15 protein-coding genes are annotated in these 13733 nt (G+C 63.3%); 11 read left to right on the top strand and 4 right to left on the bottom strand.

The genetic code is table 11. The features are described 5' to 3' along the window. The first annotated feature begins 57 nt into the window (after nucleotides 1-57). The 8 genes from VSR82_RS06570 (at nucleotide 58) to VSR82_RS06535 (ending at nucleotide 6786) form a co-directional block, all read left to right on the top strand. Nucleotides 58-1173: a SpoIIE family protein phosphatase gene (locus tag VSR82_RS06570; RefSeq protein WP_410848708.1), complete on the top strand. Its 1116-nt coding sequence runs from the start codon at nucleotides 58-60 to the stop codon at nucleotides 1171-1173. Between the two features lie 12 nt (nucleotides 1174-1185). Continuing rightward, complete coding sequence (locus tag VSR82_RS06565) at nucleotides 1186-1749, top strand: SiaB family protein kinase (protein ID WP_368583427.1); 564 nt, start codon at nucleotides 1186-1188, stop codon at nucleotides 1747-1749. Between the two features lie 19 nt (nucleotides 1750-1768). Further along, complete coding sequence (locus tag VSR82_RS06560) at nucleotides 1769-2164, top strand: DUF1987 domain-containing protein (protein ID WP_410848710.1); 396 nt, start codon at nucleotides 1769-1771, stop codon at nucleotides 2162-2164. 1 nt (nucleotide 2165) lies between these two features. Next, the gene (locus tag VSR82_RS06555; RefSeq protein WP_368583429.1) at nucleotides 2166-2891 is read left to right on the top strand and encodes a GGDEF domain-containing protein; all 726 of its coding nucleotides are present in this window, start codon (nucleotides 2166-2168) and stop codon (nucleotides 2889-2891) included. Nucleotides 2892-3028: 137 nt separating this feature from the next. Continuing rightward, nucleotides 3029-5023 (top strand): putative bifunctional diguanylate cyclase/phosphodiesterase, encoded by a 1995-nt coding sequence (locus VSR82_RS06550; protein ID WP_498857529.1) that lies wholly within the window; start codon nucleotides 3029-3031, stop codon nucleotides 5021-5023. A gap of 148 nt (nucleotides 5024-5171) precedes the next feature. Next, nucleotides 5172-5558 carry a hypothetical protein gene (locus VSR82_RS06545; RefSeq protein WP_368583431.1) on the top strand — a complete coding sequence of 129 codons (387 nt, stop codon included), beginning with the start codon at nucleotides 5172-5174 and terminating at the stop codon, nucleotides 5556-5558. 241 nt (nucleotides 5559-5799) lie between these two features. Further along, nucleotides 5800-6117, top strand: a complete 318-nt coding sequence (locus VSR82_RS06540) for a hypothetical protein (protein WP_429456279.1) — start codon at nucleotides 5800-5802, stop codon at nucleotides 6115-6117. Nucleotides 6118-6246: 129 nt separating this feature from the next. Then, nucleotides 6247-6786, top strand: a complete 540-nt coding sequence (locus VSR82_RS06535) for an Mpo1 family 2-hydroxy fatty acid dioxygenase (RefSeq protein ID WP_498857528.1) — start codon at nucleotides 6247-6249, stop codon at nucleotides 6784-6786. A 14-nt stretch (nucleotides 6787-6800) separates the two neighbouring features. Here VSR82_RS06535 and rarD read toward each other — a convergent pair whose 3' ends face one another. Then, entirely contained in the window at nucleotides 6801-7697 is an 897-nt protein-coding gene (gene rarD, locus VSR82_RS06530; RefSeq protein ID WP_429456283.1) for an EamA family transporter RarD, read from the bottom strand. Between the two features lie 558 nt (nucleotides 7698-8255). On the opposite strand from rarD, the gene egtD reads away from it, so the two are divergent. Then, complete coding sequence (gene egtD, locus VSR82_RS06525) at nucleotides 8256-9239, top strand: L-histidine N(alpha)-methyltransferase (protein ID WP_410848714.1); 984 nt, start codon at nucleotides 8256-8258, stop codon at nucleotides 9237-9239. A gap of 106 nt (nucleotides 9240-9345) precedes the next feature. Here egtD and VSR82_RS06520 read toward each other — a convergent pair whose 3' ends face one another. Continuing rightward, nucleotides 9346-9639: an acylphosphatase gene (locus tag VSR82_RS06520; RefSeq protein ID WP_013092809.1), complete on the bottom strand. Its 294-nt coding sequence runs from the start codon at nucleotides 9637-9639 to the stop codon at nucleotides 9346-9348. A gap of 138 nt (nucleotides 9640-9777) precedes the next feature. Here VSR82_RS06520 and hpnA point away from each other — a divergent pair, with 138 nt between their 5' ends. Both hpnA and VSR82_RS06510 read left to right on the top strand, forming a co-directional pair. Further along, nucleotides 9778-10788, top strand: coding sequence for a hopanoid-associated sugar epimerase (gene hpnA, locus VSR82_RS06515; RefSeq protein WP_184057734.1), 1011 nt, complete (start codon nucleotides 9778-9780; stop codon nucleotides 10786-10788). Between the two features lie 99 nt (nucleotides 10789-10887). After that, nucleotides 10888-11442 (top strand): hypothetical protein, encoded by a 555-nt coding sequence (locus tag VSR82_RS06510; protein WP_429456286.1) that lies wholly within the window; start codon nucleotides 10888-10890, stop codon nucleotides 11440-11442. Nucleotides 11443-11533: 91 nt separating this feature from the next. Here VSR82_RS06510 and VSR82_RS06505 read toward each other — a convergent pair whose 3' ends face one another. Together VSR82_RS06505 and hpnC are read right to left on the bottom strand one after the other, a co-directional pair. Next, nucleotides 11534-12706: a glycosyltransferase gene (locus VSR82_RS06505; protein ID WP_368583438.1), complete on the bottom strand. Its 1173-nt coding sequence runs from the start codon at nucleotides 12704-12706 to the stop codon at nucleotides 11534-11536. After that, complete coding sequence (gene hpnC / locus VSR82_RS06500; protein WP_429456288.1) at nucleotides 12706-13572, bottom strand: squalene synthase HpnC; 867 nt, start codon at nucleotides 13570-13572, stop codon at nucleotides 12706-12708. Before hpnC ends, VSR82_RS06505 begins: the two co-directional genes overlap by 1 nt. Nucleotides 13573-13733: the final 161 nt, after the last annotated feature.

Below are 13733 nucleotides of genomic sequence, written 5' to 3'. Positions count from 1 at the left end.
GGAGACTTGTGCCAGGAAGTTCCATCCGTAGACGTTGAAGATCCCAACTCCGTGGTCATGGAGATCTTCTCGGCGCGCCGCGACATGCAGAGTCTCGCTGTCATCAATCACCAGCGTCCCATCGGCCTGATCAATCGCGATATCTTCATGTCGCAGATGAGCAAGCCGTTCCATCGCGAGCTTTACGACAAGAAGAGTTGCATCGCGTTCATGGACAAGGACCCGCTCATCGTCGATGCCGGCGTGAGCATCGAGGCACTGACGTTCAGGACCGTCGAGGCCGGAGAAAAAGCACTGGTCGATGGTTTCATCGTGACGCGCGACGGACTCTTCTCAGGTCTCGGCAGCGGTTTGCAGCTGATCAGCGCGGTCGCTGAAATGCAGGCGGAGAAGAACCGCCAGATCATGCAGAGTATCGAGTACGCCAGCGTGATCCAGCGCGCCATGTTGCGCGCTTCCAGCGAGACGCTGTCGATGAAGCTGCGCGACGCGGCGATGGTCTGGGAACCTCGCGACGTGGTCGGCGGCGACTTCTATCATTTCGCGGCCTTTCCGAACGGCTGGTTCGGCGCCGTTGCCGATTGCACCGGACATGGCGTGCCCGGCGCCTTCATGACCTTGCTTGCTTCGGCGTCATTGTCGAAGGCGCTCGAACAGATCGGTCCGCGCGACCCCGCCGCGCTGCTGGCTGCCGTCAATCGCAACGTCAAGGCCTTGCTGGGGCAAGTGAACGGTGCCGACGAAGGAACCCAATCCAACGACGGCCTGGACACGGCACTCTTCTGGTTCGATGCCACCGAGAGCGTGCTGCATTTTGCTGGCGCGAGGATCGCGCTGCACATCCTGTCACCCGATGCCGGGGCGTTCGAAACGATCAGCGCCGACCGCATGGGTGTCGGCTACGTGGACAGTCGCGCCGACTATGCGTGGAGCTTGCGCTCGGTTCCGGTGACGGCGGGTAGCCTGCTGTTCGTCTATACCGACGGCCTCGCCGATCAGATCGGCGGCCCGCGCAACATTTCTTTCGGCCGGCGCCGTGCGCTCGACCTGATCCTCGAGAACCGCGCCGAAACCCCAGCGACGATTTGCGAGCGCGTCCGGCTCGCGCTCGCGGAGTGGCAAGGCAATCAACCGCGCCGTGACGACGTCACGCTTTTCTGTGCCCGCATTTAGTGAATTCCCAGAATGTCTCAACTACTAGAACAAGACAGCGCTTTTTTCGAACTCGCGCAGCGGCGCAACGTGCTCTTCTATCACAAGGGCTACTTCTCCCATAACATCGTCGCGTCGATGGGCGAAGTCGTGAAACTGCAACTCGAAGTCGCCGGCGTCAGCGGTCCTACCCGCCGCAAACTTTTCTCGTCTTTTATCGAGCTGGCACAGAACATCGTTCATTACTCGTCGAACGCGCTGGAGCCCGGCGGCGAACGGGCAGGCGCGATACGCGAGGGCGCGGTGTGCATCTCCAGGCACGGCGAGCATCATGTGATGCTGTGCGTCAATCCCATCGCGACCGCCGAGGTCGAGGGCCTGCGCAACCGGTTGGAGCCTCTGCGCAACATGTCGCTCGAAGAAATCAAGCAGGCGTACAGGGTGACATTGCGTGCCGACGCTCCGAAGGACAGCAAGGGCGCCGGCCTCGGCTTCCTGACGATGGCGCGCGACGCGAGCGCGCCCCTCGAATTCGCTTTTCATCCGCGTGCCGACGAACCCGGCACCACGCTGTTTTGCCTCATGGCCATCATCTGAGCAGGAAGGCACAAGAACAATGGAAAACCTACACATCCCCGCGACGACGACGTCGCCCGAAGTCGACTTTCGCTTCGACCAACACGCGTTGTCGATCAAGGGTGAGTCCTACCCGGAAAACGCAGCCGCTTTTTACGCGCCGATCATCGAGCAGATGCGTAAGTACCTCGCCGCGAACACCGGGGCCGAAATCACCATCGACGTCGCGCTAACGTACTTCAACAGCTCGAGCACCAAGATGCTGTTCAGCATCTTCGACGCGCTCGATCAGGCGGCGGAATCGGGAAGCCGCGTGTCGATGAACTGGTATCGCGACGAGGAAGACGAGACCATCGCCGAATTCGGCGAAGAACTGAAGGCCGATTTCCGCTCGATCGAGTTCACCGATCGTCCCATCGCGCAGCAGGGAAAATAAGGTGCGTTCGACCTCTTCCCGTGACGTGTCCTCGGGCGGCGCACCCGATCTGTTCCAGAACGAGAGCACGGCGCTGGCAAAGGCCCGCGCAATGCATTCGATCATCGATGCGGATGCCGCGGAATATCGCCAGTCGCTGGGCGAACTGATCGAGCACTTCCAGCGCCTGATGCGCGAAACACGGCGCCTGATCGGCCGCAGCGACCGGGCCGAACGCGAGATGCAGGTGCTGGCCCAGCAGTTGGCGTATCGCGCCTCGCACGACGCGTTGACGGGCGTACTGAACCGCAGCGCCGTAATCGAGCGGACCACCAAGGTTTTGCGCACCAGCAGCGCGGTGATGATCATCCTCGACATCGACGAATTCAAGCGGATCAACGACGACTACGGCCACCCCACTGGAGACGCGGTCATTTCGGGGGTCGTAGACTGTCTGCGCGGAATCGTCGGGGAACAAGGCTTCATCGGGCGAGTGGGCGGTGAGGAGTTCACCGTGCTGCTGCCCGGTCATGAACCGGCCAGTGGCGCCATTCTTGCCGAGCGCATGCGGGAAGCCATCGGTGACTCGCTGGTCGTTCCACCGGTCGAGCGCCGCATCACGGCCAGCTTTGGCGTCAGCATCAACGCAGTCGGAACCTGTTTCGACACCGCATACGGTCTCGCGGATGCGGCTCTGTACCGCGCCAAGCGAAGCGGACGCAACCGCGTGGAATTTGCTGATCAATAGGCGGATAAGCAGAGCCATAGCGCGCCATTACCGGGGTAGATCCCCAGCGCCCTAAGGCAAGTCATGCAGCCACCTGAACATTCACTATCCGGGCGGGCCGGTTTTCGCCCGCGCTGGGTTGACGCAAAGGAAGCGCCTTGGGACAGGAAGCAACGCGCAAAGCCGGTACTGTCATCGCCGTGCTTGCCATCCTCGCTGTCATTGCGACGAGTACCTTCCTCGCAATCCGCCAGAGCAGCGAGCAGGACAGTTCGCTTCGGACGATCCAGGCTTCCGGGCGGCTGCGCCACGACCTCGACCAGGTTCAGCATGCCATGCTCGATGAGCATGCGACGCTCTACACCTCGATAGCCACGGTGCCGCTCTACAACCGCGCGGCCTATACCTTTCCGATGCTGGAACTGCTCGCGTTGACGCGCGACGCGCGCGAGAGCTGCAGCGAGAATCAGGAATGCGTATCGCGGCTATCGGACCTGGACGACATGATCGGCAGACTCAGCGAGCTGAGCTTCGGTCTCGCGCGCACGATCGCGGAGCATCCCGGCAGCGTGGCAGTGGGCGACCCCAGACTCGAGGAAATCGACGCGTATTTCTATAGCGTCCTCGAACGGGTAGTCGACGTACGACTCGCGGCCGATGCCAAGGTCGCTTCAGTCGTCAGCAAATCCTCGCTCGACGGGAAGTGGTTTACGCGCGTGCTGTTGGGCTGCGGCGTCGCTTCGGCCTTGCTGCTGCTTTCGCTGATTCACTGGAACGGCCGCATCGGAGCGCATCTGCGCCGCTCGCTCAAAAGCCTCGAACATCAAGCCAGATACGATGCCCTGACCGAGCTGCCGAACCGGGTGCTGCTCGGCGAACACCTTTCGGAGTCGCTGGTGCGCGCGCAAGCGACTGGCCAGAACGTTTCCGTCCTTTTTCTCGATCTCGACCGTTTCAAGGACGTCAACGATTCGCTCGGACACCGCGTTGGCGATTTGCTGCTGCAAGCCGTGGCGCGAAGGCTTCAGCGCCTGCTGCGCGCGACGGATTTCGTCGCGCGCTACGGGGGCGATGAATTCGTCATCGTCGCGGAACGGGCCGACGCGACGCAACTCACCGAAATGCTGGAGACGCTGATTCACGAGATGAGCGAGCCGTATAGCATCGGCGAGCACGAGCTTTATCTCGAAGCAAGCATCGGCGTCAGTACGTTTCCACAAGACGGCGCGCAGCCTGAACTGCTCACGCGCAATGCCGATGCCGCGTTGTACGTGGCGAAATCGCGCGGGCGAAACGGCTATCAATTCTACGAACCGGAGCTGAGCCGGGCGGCCGCCGAGAAGTTGCGGCTCACGACGCGACTGCGGCGCGCGGCGAAAGCCAATGAGTTGTATCTCGCGTATCAGCCGCAGATCGATATGAAAACCGGATGCATCGTCGGTGCCGAGGCGCTGTTGCGCTGGCACGATGACGAACTCGGTGAGGTGTCGCCGGCCGTCTTCATTCCGCTTGCCGAAGAAACCGGTCTGATTCAGAGCATCGGCAGATGGGTATTGCGGCAGGCGTGCCTGCAGGCGAGCGCGTGGGTACGCTCGGGGCTTCCGCCCGTGCGCATCTCGGTCAATGTTTCGCCACTTCAACTCGAACGGGCGGACCTTCCCGGCGTAGTGCGCTCGGCACTCGAGGAGGCCAACTGGCCCGCCGAACTGCTGGAACTCGAAGTCACCGAGGGCACGCTGATGCGCAACGCCGAAGAAGCGCAGCGGGCTTTTCGCGAGCTGCGCGAACTCGGTGTGTCCATCGCCATCGACGACTTCGGCACCGGCTATTCGAGCCTCAGCTATCTGAAACGCTTTAGCGTCGATCGCATCAAGATCGATCGCGCCTTCGTTTGCGAGATCGGCAGAGACAAGGAGCTCGAAGCGCTATCGCTTGCGATCATCGCGATTGCTGAAACGCTGAGCTTCGATGTGATCGCTGAAGGGGTCGAGCTCGAGGTCCAGCGCGAGTTTCTGGTCCGCCACGGATGCACGGTGGCCCAGGGTTTCCTGTTTAGCCGAGCGGTCTCGCCGGAAGCTTTAGCGCAATTGCTCGGCAAATCCCCGGTCGCGTCTTCATTGAGCGTGGCGACTTTCCGTGGATTCACTTTCTGAGCCGCAACATGTATCCGCGCTGACGCACTACTTACGTTTTGTCACCAGCGCAGCGTCAACTCCTGTATTCCGCCCTACGTTAAACCGGCAGCGCTGAAATGATTCAGCCGCGACAAACGAATCCACCGATTCAACCAGGAGTCACATCATGAAGACGCTTTTCGCCGCTGTTGCTTCCGCACTGCTCGTGTCGACCGCATTTGCTCAAACGGCCGCACCGTCCGCCGCACAACCCGCACAACCCGCGCAAGCCACGCAGCTGCCGACTGCCGGCCACGCGAATCTGAAAGCAAGCACCGCGGTACAAGCCGGCGCGACGGACGACAGCGCGACCGCAGCGAAAGCGCCCGCCGAAGCCGCCGCGCAAAAGCACGTGAAAAAGACTTCCGCCCATACGAAGAAGGTCCACAAGTCCACGAGCAAGCATGCCGTCGAAACGAGCGCCGCGAAGACTAAAACGGAGAGTGCGAAAGAGGCCAGCACTGCCCCGGCGAAAGCCGACGGCGCACAAGCCGACACGACCAAAACGCAATAACACGTGATCGGTTTCGGCGCTGACCGGCCATGCAGGTGCTGTTCAAATAGAAGCTGATCGAAGCCGGACCGTGCCGTTCAGGGAGGGCGAGTCTTGTGACTCGCCTTTTTTTATTCCGCGCGCGATGCCGTGTCGTATCTTTTTGTCGACAGACGCGCGAATTTTTGCACCGTCTTTACTCGCGGGCGATTACTCTCGAATTGTTCCAATTCACCCTCGCGTTACACGAACGCCGCATCACATGGCTCTCACGCAATCGCTCGACACGCTCTCTGCGCAACCTGCCAGCAAGCAGGTTCAACCCAGCAACGTCATTCCTTTTCCGTCGGCGCGTTCGCTTCTGCTCGTGACGCTGCCGCAGCCTCACTTGCGCGCACTGCTTCATTCGCCGCTCGGCGTCTATGTCATCAACACGGAGCCGGTGCGCGGAGAAGTCCGCGTGCAACTCGGCATCGCGCGCGAAGATCTCGACTTCACGCTGCACATGCTGCTCACCTCGTTGCCCGCCGCGACGATCGGCCCATTGAAACGTCGCGCCGGTCACCCGAGCGCGCGTTAAACGCGCTCGACGAGCACAGTACGAACCATGCACAGCATCAGAGGGCGATCGTCGCTGATCGTCGGCTACCCTATGGTTTGAAAATCCGCTCCGCGCGATTATGCTGACGTTGACACAGGAGCGGCACTCATGAGAACGCTGACGCAGCAACTGACGCAATACGCGGCCTACCATCGCGACCGGCGCAATATCGCCACGCACTTCGTCGGCATTCCGATGATCGTGCTCGCGCTCGCGGTGTTGCTGAGCCGCCCGTCGTTCGGTGCCGGGATGTTCCCGGTCACGATGTCGCCAGCGCGGCTGTTGTTCGTCGCGGCGACCGTCTATTACCTCGCGCTCGACGTGCCGCTCGGCGTGCTGATGGCGTGCATCTCGGCGCTCTGCCTGAGGTTCGGCGAGTGGTTGGCCGCCCAAACGACGCTCGTGTGGCTCGCGACCGGCATTGGACTCTTCGTGATCGGCTGGGTGTTCCAATTCGTCGGTCACGTCGCGTACGAACATCGCAAGCCGGCCTTCGTCGACGACGTGATCGGCCTGTTGATCGGCCCGCTATTCGTGCTCGCCGAAGCGCTGTTCGGGGTCGGCTGGCGCCCCGAAATGCGCGACGCGATCGAGGCGCAGGTAGGCCCGACTCGCATCAATCCACAGCGGACCGAAGCGCATCGCTGAGCGCGCGTCGCCGTTCAGCTCGACGCAAACCGAACGAAGCGCACGCTGTGCAGTGCGGTCAGCGCAACGGCGATCCAGATCGGCACATAGGTCGCGAGTTGCGCGACGCTCAGCGTTTCGCGCAGCAGCGTGATCGATACGAACACGAGCAGCACCGGCTCGACGTAGCCGAGGATGCCGAACAACGCGACCGGCAACAGGCGGCTCGCCTTCAGATACGAAGCGAGCGCGAGCGTGCTCAACGCGCCGAGGCCCGGTAACAGCAGAAACCACATTTCCGCGCGTCCGGCGATCGCTTGCAGCGAACCGCCGACAAGAATGGACACGATCGCCACCGGCAGCAGCAAGGTCATTTCGACGGTGAACATCGCGAGCGAATCCTGATTGATCTGGCGGCGCAGCATGAAATAAGGCGGATAGCCGAGCGCGACGACGAGCGTCGGCCACGAAAACGCGCCGGTCACCCACAGCTCGTGCGCGACGCCAACCGCAGCGCAGGCGACCGCGAGCCACTGCAACGCGTCGAGCCGCTCGTGATAGTGGAAGCGCCCGACCAGCACCATCACGAGCGGCAGCAGGAAATAACCGAGCGACACTTCGAGCATGCGCCCATGCAGCGGCGCCCACAGAAACAGCCATAGCTGCACGCCGAGCAAGCCCGCGGCCACGCTCATCGCGATCCCGAGCTTCGGCTGCTTCATCATTCGGACAACGAGCGCGCGCAGAATCGGCAGACGCTTGCGCACCGCGACGAGCAGGACCGCGCCGGGCACGGTCCATACGATGCGCCATGCGAAGATGTCGAGGCCCGAAAGCGGTTTCAGCAGCGTCGCGTAAGCGGACAGCAGCGCGAACATCGCCGACGCCCCGACCGACAATGCGATCCCGCGCCTGAAGTCGTTGTGGTTCATTGCGCGGTCCGGAATCGGTGTGACGCTTGGCGTTGTGGCGCGCGACGCAGGCTCGCGGCGTTCGTTGTCGTCATGAATATGATGTCTCGTGAGCAGGCGGGCATGGGTGCAAAGCGGCCGGCCCTGCATTGTTGTTCTGAAGCGGCGCTGCAAAAAACTCAGAAAACGGGCATTCTAGACGGGTTGGTCGCCGACGGGCCTGCGCTTTTTCGTCAATCGGCTGCAATTAGTCGTGCGCATTGCCCGTCAATGCACTAGAACATAACTTCATGTGCGCGGCCGGCGAACTCATTTCCGGTTCGTCATCGTCGTGCGCGAATCTTGCTACCAGGTTTTGCACGCTGTGGCCCCGTCGCCCGCGACAACGACAGCCACAGTGGCACGAAACGAGCAGCACCCACGAGCCGGGTCGGCGAATGCAACTCCGAGCGTAGTCTCGGAGCCCGTCATCAACCGACGTCCGCGCATCTCGCCCACGGCACGCGTCAACCGCTTTTCATCGCGCATGCCACCACCCGGCAGCAATCCCGCTCATCGAATGTGACTACTGGAGCCAGCATGACCCAGCCAGCCCTATCGCTTAGCAACTCGCCTTCCGAACTGCGCCGCGCCTTCGCCGCCGACGTATACGCCGGCCTCACCCACACGCCGCAAAAAGAGCTGCCGTCGAAGTATCTGTACGACGAAGTCGGCTCCGCACTTTTTGAAGTGATTACCGTATTGCCCGAATACGGCGTCACGCGCGCCGAAGAGCGGCTGCTGACGAAGCACGCGGCCGATATCGTCGAGCATTTGCCGCATGACGTGACGGTCGCCGAACTCGGCAGCGGCAGCGGCCGCAAAACGCGGCGCATTCTCGAGGCGCTGTGTAAAAAGCGCCCCACTTCTTACTGCCCGATTGAAATATCGCGCAGTGCTTTGCAGTTGTGCCGGCGCGAACTCGGCGACATCGAGCGGATTTCGATCGTCGGTTATGAGCGTGACTATCTGGCCGGTCTCGCCGAGGTGAGCCGGCAGCGCGCACCCGGCGACCGCTTGCTCGTGCTGTTTCTCGGCAGCACGATCGGCAACTTCGGCCGGCTCGCGGCAACGCGTTTTCTGCGAGACATCCGCAACATGCTCGCGCCCGGCGACGCGCTGCTGCTCGGCACCGATCTGATCAAACCGACCCCCGTGCTGATCGCCGCGTACGACGACGCGGTCGGCGTGACCGCGTCGTTCAATCTGAACCTGCTCGCGCGCATCAACCGCGAACTCGACGGCGACTTTCCGCTCGATGAGTTCGAGCACGTGGCGCGCTTCAATCCGGACGCGCGCAGCATCGAGATGCATCTGCGCGCAAAGCGCGATATCACCGCTCACGTGCGCGCCGCAAAGCTGACGGTGTCGCTGAAGGAAGGTGAGACGATCTGGACCGAAAGCAGCCACAAGTATCGCGCGGAAGAATTGCCCGCGATTGCCGATGACGCCGGATTCGTGTGCAGCCATCAATGGATCGAGGATGAGTGGGGATTCGCGGAGAGTTTGCTGGTGGCGCGCTAAGCGCTGACCTCGCGGCGAATCACCGCCGATAAAGGCCATCAACGAAAAAGCGGCGCGCCCTCCTCTGGACGGCGCGCCGCTTTTTTTTAACCCGCGTAGCTCGAACTCAATGCTGCTCGAAGCGCTCGTACCGCTTGTCGGTCGCGCGCTCCTCGCCGCTCACCTCGGTCACACGCGCCGCCGGCGGTCCGTGACGCAGCCACGACAGCATCCGGTCGATCTGATTGGCCGGTCCCTGCAACATCGCTTCGACCGAACCGTCGTCGAGATTCGCGACCCATCCCTTGATGCCAAGGGCGTGCGCCTGGCGCACCGTCGCCAGGCGAAAGCCAACGCCCTGCACGGTGCCGCGCACCCGCGCGTAATACGTTTCGATCCGCTCATCCAGATCCGGGGCCATGCCGCTACCTCCTTTTAATGCCTGACAGTCTTTCAAGCCGGCATTCTAGTCGCGTCCCGGCGAGCGTGCTCGACAACACCCATCCATCGCGCGCGCCACGTACAATCCGTCGACCGTCACGCAGGAAATGGAAACAGAATGACCGAACAGAATCGCGATCTCGTGCTCGTGACCGGCGCATCCGGCTTCGTCGGCTCGTCGGTGGCGCGCATCGCGCAAAGCAAGGGCTTTCGTGTACGCGTGTTGGTGCGCGCGACGAGTCCGCGCAAGAACGTCGAATCGCTCGATGCGGAAATCGTCGTCGGCGACATGCGCGACGAAGCATCGATGCGCAACGCGCTGCGCGGCGTGCGCTATCTGCTGCACGTGGCCGCCGATTATCGGCTGTGGGCACCGGACCCCGGCGAGATCGAACGCGCGAACCTCGAAGGCACCGAGGCGACGATGCGCGCGGCGTTGAAGGAAGGCGTCGAGCGCATCGTATACACGAGCAGCGTTGCGACGCTGAAGGTGACGAGCTCCGGCCAGTCCGCCGACGAAACCTCGCCGCTGCGCGCCGATCAGGCGATCGGCGTCTACAAGCGCAGCAAGGTGCTCGCCGAGCGCGCTGTCGAGCGCATGATCGCCGAGGACGGTCTGCCCGCGGTGATCGTCAATCCGTCCACGCCGATCGGCCCGCGCGACGTAAAGCCGACGCCGACCGGCCGCATCATTCTGGAGGCGGCGCTCGGCAAGATTCCCGCATTCGTCGATACGGGCCTGAACCTCGTGCACGTCGACGATGTCGCCGCCGGCCACTTCCTTGCGCTCGAACGCGGGAAGATCGGCGAGCGCTATATTCTCGGCGGCGAAAATCTGCCGCTGCAGCAGATGCTGGCCGACATCGCGGCGTTGACCGGTCGCAAGGCACCGACACTGAGCCTGCCGCGCTGGCCTTTGTATCCGCTCGCGATGGGCGCGGAAGCGGTCGCCAAGTTCACGAAGCGCGAACCGTTCGTCACCGTCGACGGACTGAAGATGTCGAAGAACAAGATGTATTTCACGTCGGCGAAGGCGGAACGTGAACTGGGGTATCGCGCGCGGCCATATCGCGAGGGTCTCGCCGATGCGCTCGAATGGTTCCGGCAGGCGGGGTATCTGAAGCGGTAAGCGACAGCCGTAAGCAATTTGTTACAAGTCCCGCGCCGGCGACGGGTCCAAGCCCGCGCGCAGCAGGTAAAATCGCGGGTCCTACCTGAGAAACCTCGCATGAATCTTCACGAACAGCTCGGCGCGCTGGAAACGGGCGTCGATCAGCTCATTCAGGCTGTCGTGGCCACGCAGGCCGAGAACACTCCCCAGACAAACGCTGACGCGGCGGCATCGCCCGCGGCGGCGGAGCACGCCGCGCACGACATAGCGGCGGAAGCGGCAGCGGAACAGCCCGCGAGCCCCGCAGCAACCGCCGCAGCGATCGATAAGCCGGCCGCCCCGCAATTGCAGCCGACGCTCGAGATCAACCGCCCCGCCCGTGACGAAATCACGATGACGATCGGCAACCAGACCGTCGCGCTGCGCCCGGAGCAGATCAGCCGGCTGATCGAGGAACTGTCGAACGCGCGCGCGTCGATGACGCCGGAGCAGCCGCAGGGCATCCCGCCGGGCTGGCAATTCGTGTCGACGAAGAATCCGATGATGGCCGTGCAGAAGCAGTCGAGCGGCGACCGTTTGCTCGTGATGCGCCACACCGGCCACGGCTGGGTGCCGTTCACGTTCTCGCCGGACGTCGTGATCCAGATGTACATGATGCTGACGAACGCGTGATGAGCAGCGCGTGACGAAAAAAAAGCGGCCAGGAGCCGCTTTTTTTCGTCTGCATTCTGCCGGCAGCATCATTGGCCATCGCCAAACGAATTCACCTCTCCTGCACCGGCGCCTGCACGCGCGCCTTCCACTGTCCACCCTTGCCACGCCAGTAACGCACCGCAGATGCGAACGTTGCGCCGACATAGAACAGTGCCACGAGCGGCAGAAACGGCGCCCACAGTGGCGCGCGCCGGTAATAGACGAGCATCGGCGCATACGCGCAGCACATCGCGGCCCACGCGATCCAGGCCGGCCAGCCGAGCGGCCCGAGAATCAACGCCGCGACCGGCGGCAACAGATAGATGATCGCCATACCGACGAGCGTGCCCGCGAGCAGCAGCGGCGAGTAGCGCAACTGCGTGAACGCGGTACGGGCGATCATGTTCCAGATGTCGCGCCAGCTATCGTACGGACGCAGCGACACGCTCTTCGCCGCCACGTCGAGGCGGATCGGATGACGCCCGCTGCCGCGATGCTTGATGCGCGCCGCGAGACTGCAATCGTCGATCAGCTCGGCGCGGATCGACTCGATGCCGCCCGCCTCCTCGAGCGCCGCGCGGCGCACCAGCATGCAGCCGCCCGCCGCGGCCGCGGTACGGTTGCGCGGATTGTTGACCCACGCGAACGGATACAGCTTCGCGAAGAAGAATACGAAGGCCGGAATCAGCGCCTTTTCCCAGAACGAATCGCAGCGTAGCCTGACCATCAGCGAGACGAGGTCGCGCTTTTCGGCATCCGCGCGCGCGACGAGCTGCGTCAACGCGTCGGCGGGATGGCCGATGTCGGCATCGGTCAGCAGCAGGAACTCGGCTGGCAAATCGAGCGTGCGCACCGCCTCGATGCCCTGCGACTGCGCCCACACCTTGCCGGACCAGCCCGGCGGCAACGGCTTCGCGCCCAGCACGGTGAGGCGCTCCGGACATTGCAGCTGCAGCGCGGCGGCCCGCGCGGCGTCGGCGGTGCCGTCGGTGCTGTGATCGTCGACGACGATCACGTGGAACGCGCCCGGATAGTCCTGCTTGAGCAGCGACGTCACCGCCTCGGCGATCACGTCGACTTCATTGCGCGCCGGTACGACGGCCGCGACGGCCGGCCATGCTTCGCGCGCCGCGATGGTCAGCGGCGCGGCGGGACGCGCGCGCCAGAAGCCGCCGCGCGCGAACAGCAGCACGCACCAGATCAGCAGGGAAACACACGAAAGAATGAACAGGACCGCCGCCATTAAGCATTTCCCTCGATTGAGCGCGCCGCCATGCCGACGCGTCTGGATAGTTGCATTGTCAGGGTGCGTGCCGCCACCACGCACCAGTCGAACAGATTGAGCACCAGGCGCTTGCGGAACACATCGTAGTCCGCGCGTTCGATGCGCTCGAGATACCGCAGTCCGGCATGCACCGCGCCGCTCAGCTCGATGCCGAGCCGCCCCGGCGTGCGCAGCGCGAGCGGCGCGCCGCTGATCAGCGTGGCACGCACGAACGCGATTTCGTGCGCCATCAGCGCGCGCCACGCGTCATCGACGACCCCCTCGGCAATCTGCGCCTCGGTCACGCCGAAGCGCAGCAGATCGGCTTGCGGCAGGTATACGTGCTGTCGTTGCCAATCCGCAGCGACGTCGAGCCAGAAGCTGATCAGCTGCGAGGCCGTGCAGATCGCGTCGGCGTCGGCGAGGTTGTCCGGCGTCGCCGCGCCGACCAGATGCAGCAGCAGATGCCCGACCGGATGCGCCGAACGGCGGCAATAGTCGACGAGCGCGGCGCGATCCGCATAGCGATTCGTATCGATGTCCTGTGCGCAGCCGTCGAGCAGATCGTAGAACGGTTCGAGCGGCAGCTCGTATTGCGCGATCACGCCAGCCAGCTTGCCGAACAGCAGCGCATGCACGGGCGCTGCGCGCCGTTGCGCGATCGCGTCGAGCCCGGCGCGGAAATCGGCCAGACGGGCGTGCCGCTCGGCGGCGTTCCACTGACCTTCGGCGGAGATATCGGCCGCGGTGCGCACGACCTGATAGATAATACCGACAGGCGCGCGTAGCGCCTTCGGCAGCAACACGCTCGCGATCGGAAAGTTTTCGTGTTGATCGACGTCCATCCAGCGAGCCTCGAAACCATTCTGTAATACAGCGCGATGTCCGCGCAGCAAGGATCGGTAGTTTAAGGGTTCCGCCGTGACGGTGCAGTGTGCGGTCATGGCCGGGCGCGTTACGAGGCGATCTGGCGCTGGCTCCTTACATCGTGGTAACGCTCGTAGCC

This window comes from Burkholderia sp. JPY481 (genome assembly GCF_038900515.1).
Lineage (GTDB): Bacteria > Pseudomonadota > Gammaproteobacteria > Burkholderiales > Burkholderiaceae > Paraburkholderia > Paraburkholderia youngii.
The sequence above is the reverse complement of the archived record's forward strand: the minus strand, read 5'-3'. Positions and strand labels throughout refer to the sequence as shown.

Coding starts and splice junctions, on each gene's coding strand:
- VSR82_RS06535 (WP_498857528.1), top strand. CDS start 6,247: ATGAGAACGCTGACGCAGCAACTGACGCAATACGCGGCCTACCATCGC.
- VSR82_RS06540 (WP_429456279.1), top strand. CDS start 5,800: ATGGCTCTCACGCAATCGCTCGACACGCTCTCTGCGCAACCTGCCAGC.
- VSR82_RS06545 (WP_368583431.1), top strand. CDS start 5,172: ATGAAGACGCTTTTCGCCGCTGTTGCTTCCGCACTGCTCGTGTCGACC.
- VSR82_RS06505 (WP_368583438.1), bottom strand. CDS start 12,706: ATGGCGGCGGTCCTGTTCATTCTTTCGTGTGTTTCCCTGCTGATCTGG.
- egtD (WP_410848714.1), top strand. CDS start 8,256: ATGACCCAGCCAGCCCTATCGCTTAGCAACTCGCCTTCCGAACTGCGC.
- hpnA (WP_184057734.1), top strand. CDS start 9,778: ATGACCGAACAGAATCGCGATCTCGTGCTCGTGACCGGCGCATCCGGC.
- rarD (WP_429456283.1), bottom strand. CDS start 7,697: ATGAACCACAACGACTTCAGGCGCGGGATCGCATTGTCGGTCGGGGCG.
- VSR82_RS06560 (WP_410848710.1), top strand. CDS start 1,769: ATGGAAAACCTACACATCCCCGCGACGACGACGTCGCCCGAAGTCGAC.
- VSR82_RS06520 (WP_013092809.1), bottom strand. CDS start 9,639: ATGGCCCCGGATCTGGATGAGCGGATCGAAACGTATTACGCGCGGGTG.
- VSR82_RS06570 (WP_410848708.1), top strand. CDS start 58: ATGGAGATCTTCTCGGCGCGCCGCGACATGCAGAGTCTCGCTGTCATC.
- VSR82_RS06510 (WP_429456286.1), top strand. CDS start 10,888: ATGAATCTTCACGAACAGCTCGGCGCGCTGGAAACGGGCGTCGATCAG.
- VSR82_RS06565 (WP_368583427.1), top strand. CDS start 1,186: ATGTCTCAACTACTAGAACAAGACAGCGCTTTTTTCGAACTCGCGCAG.
- hpnC (WP_429456288.1), bottom strand. CDS start 13,572: ATGGACGTCGATCAACACGAAAACTTTCCGATCGCGAGCGTGTTGCTG.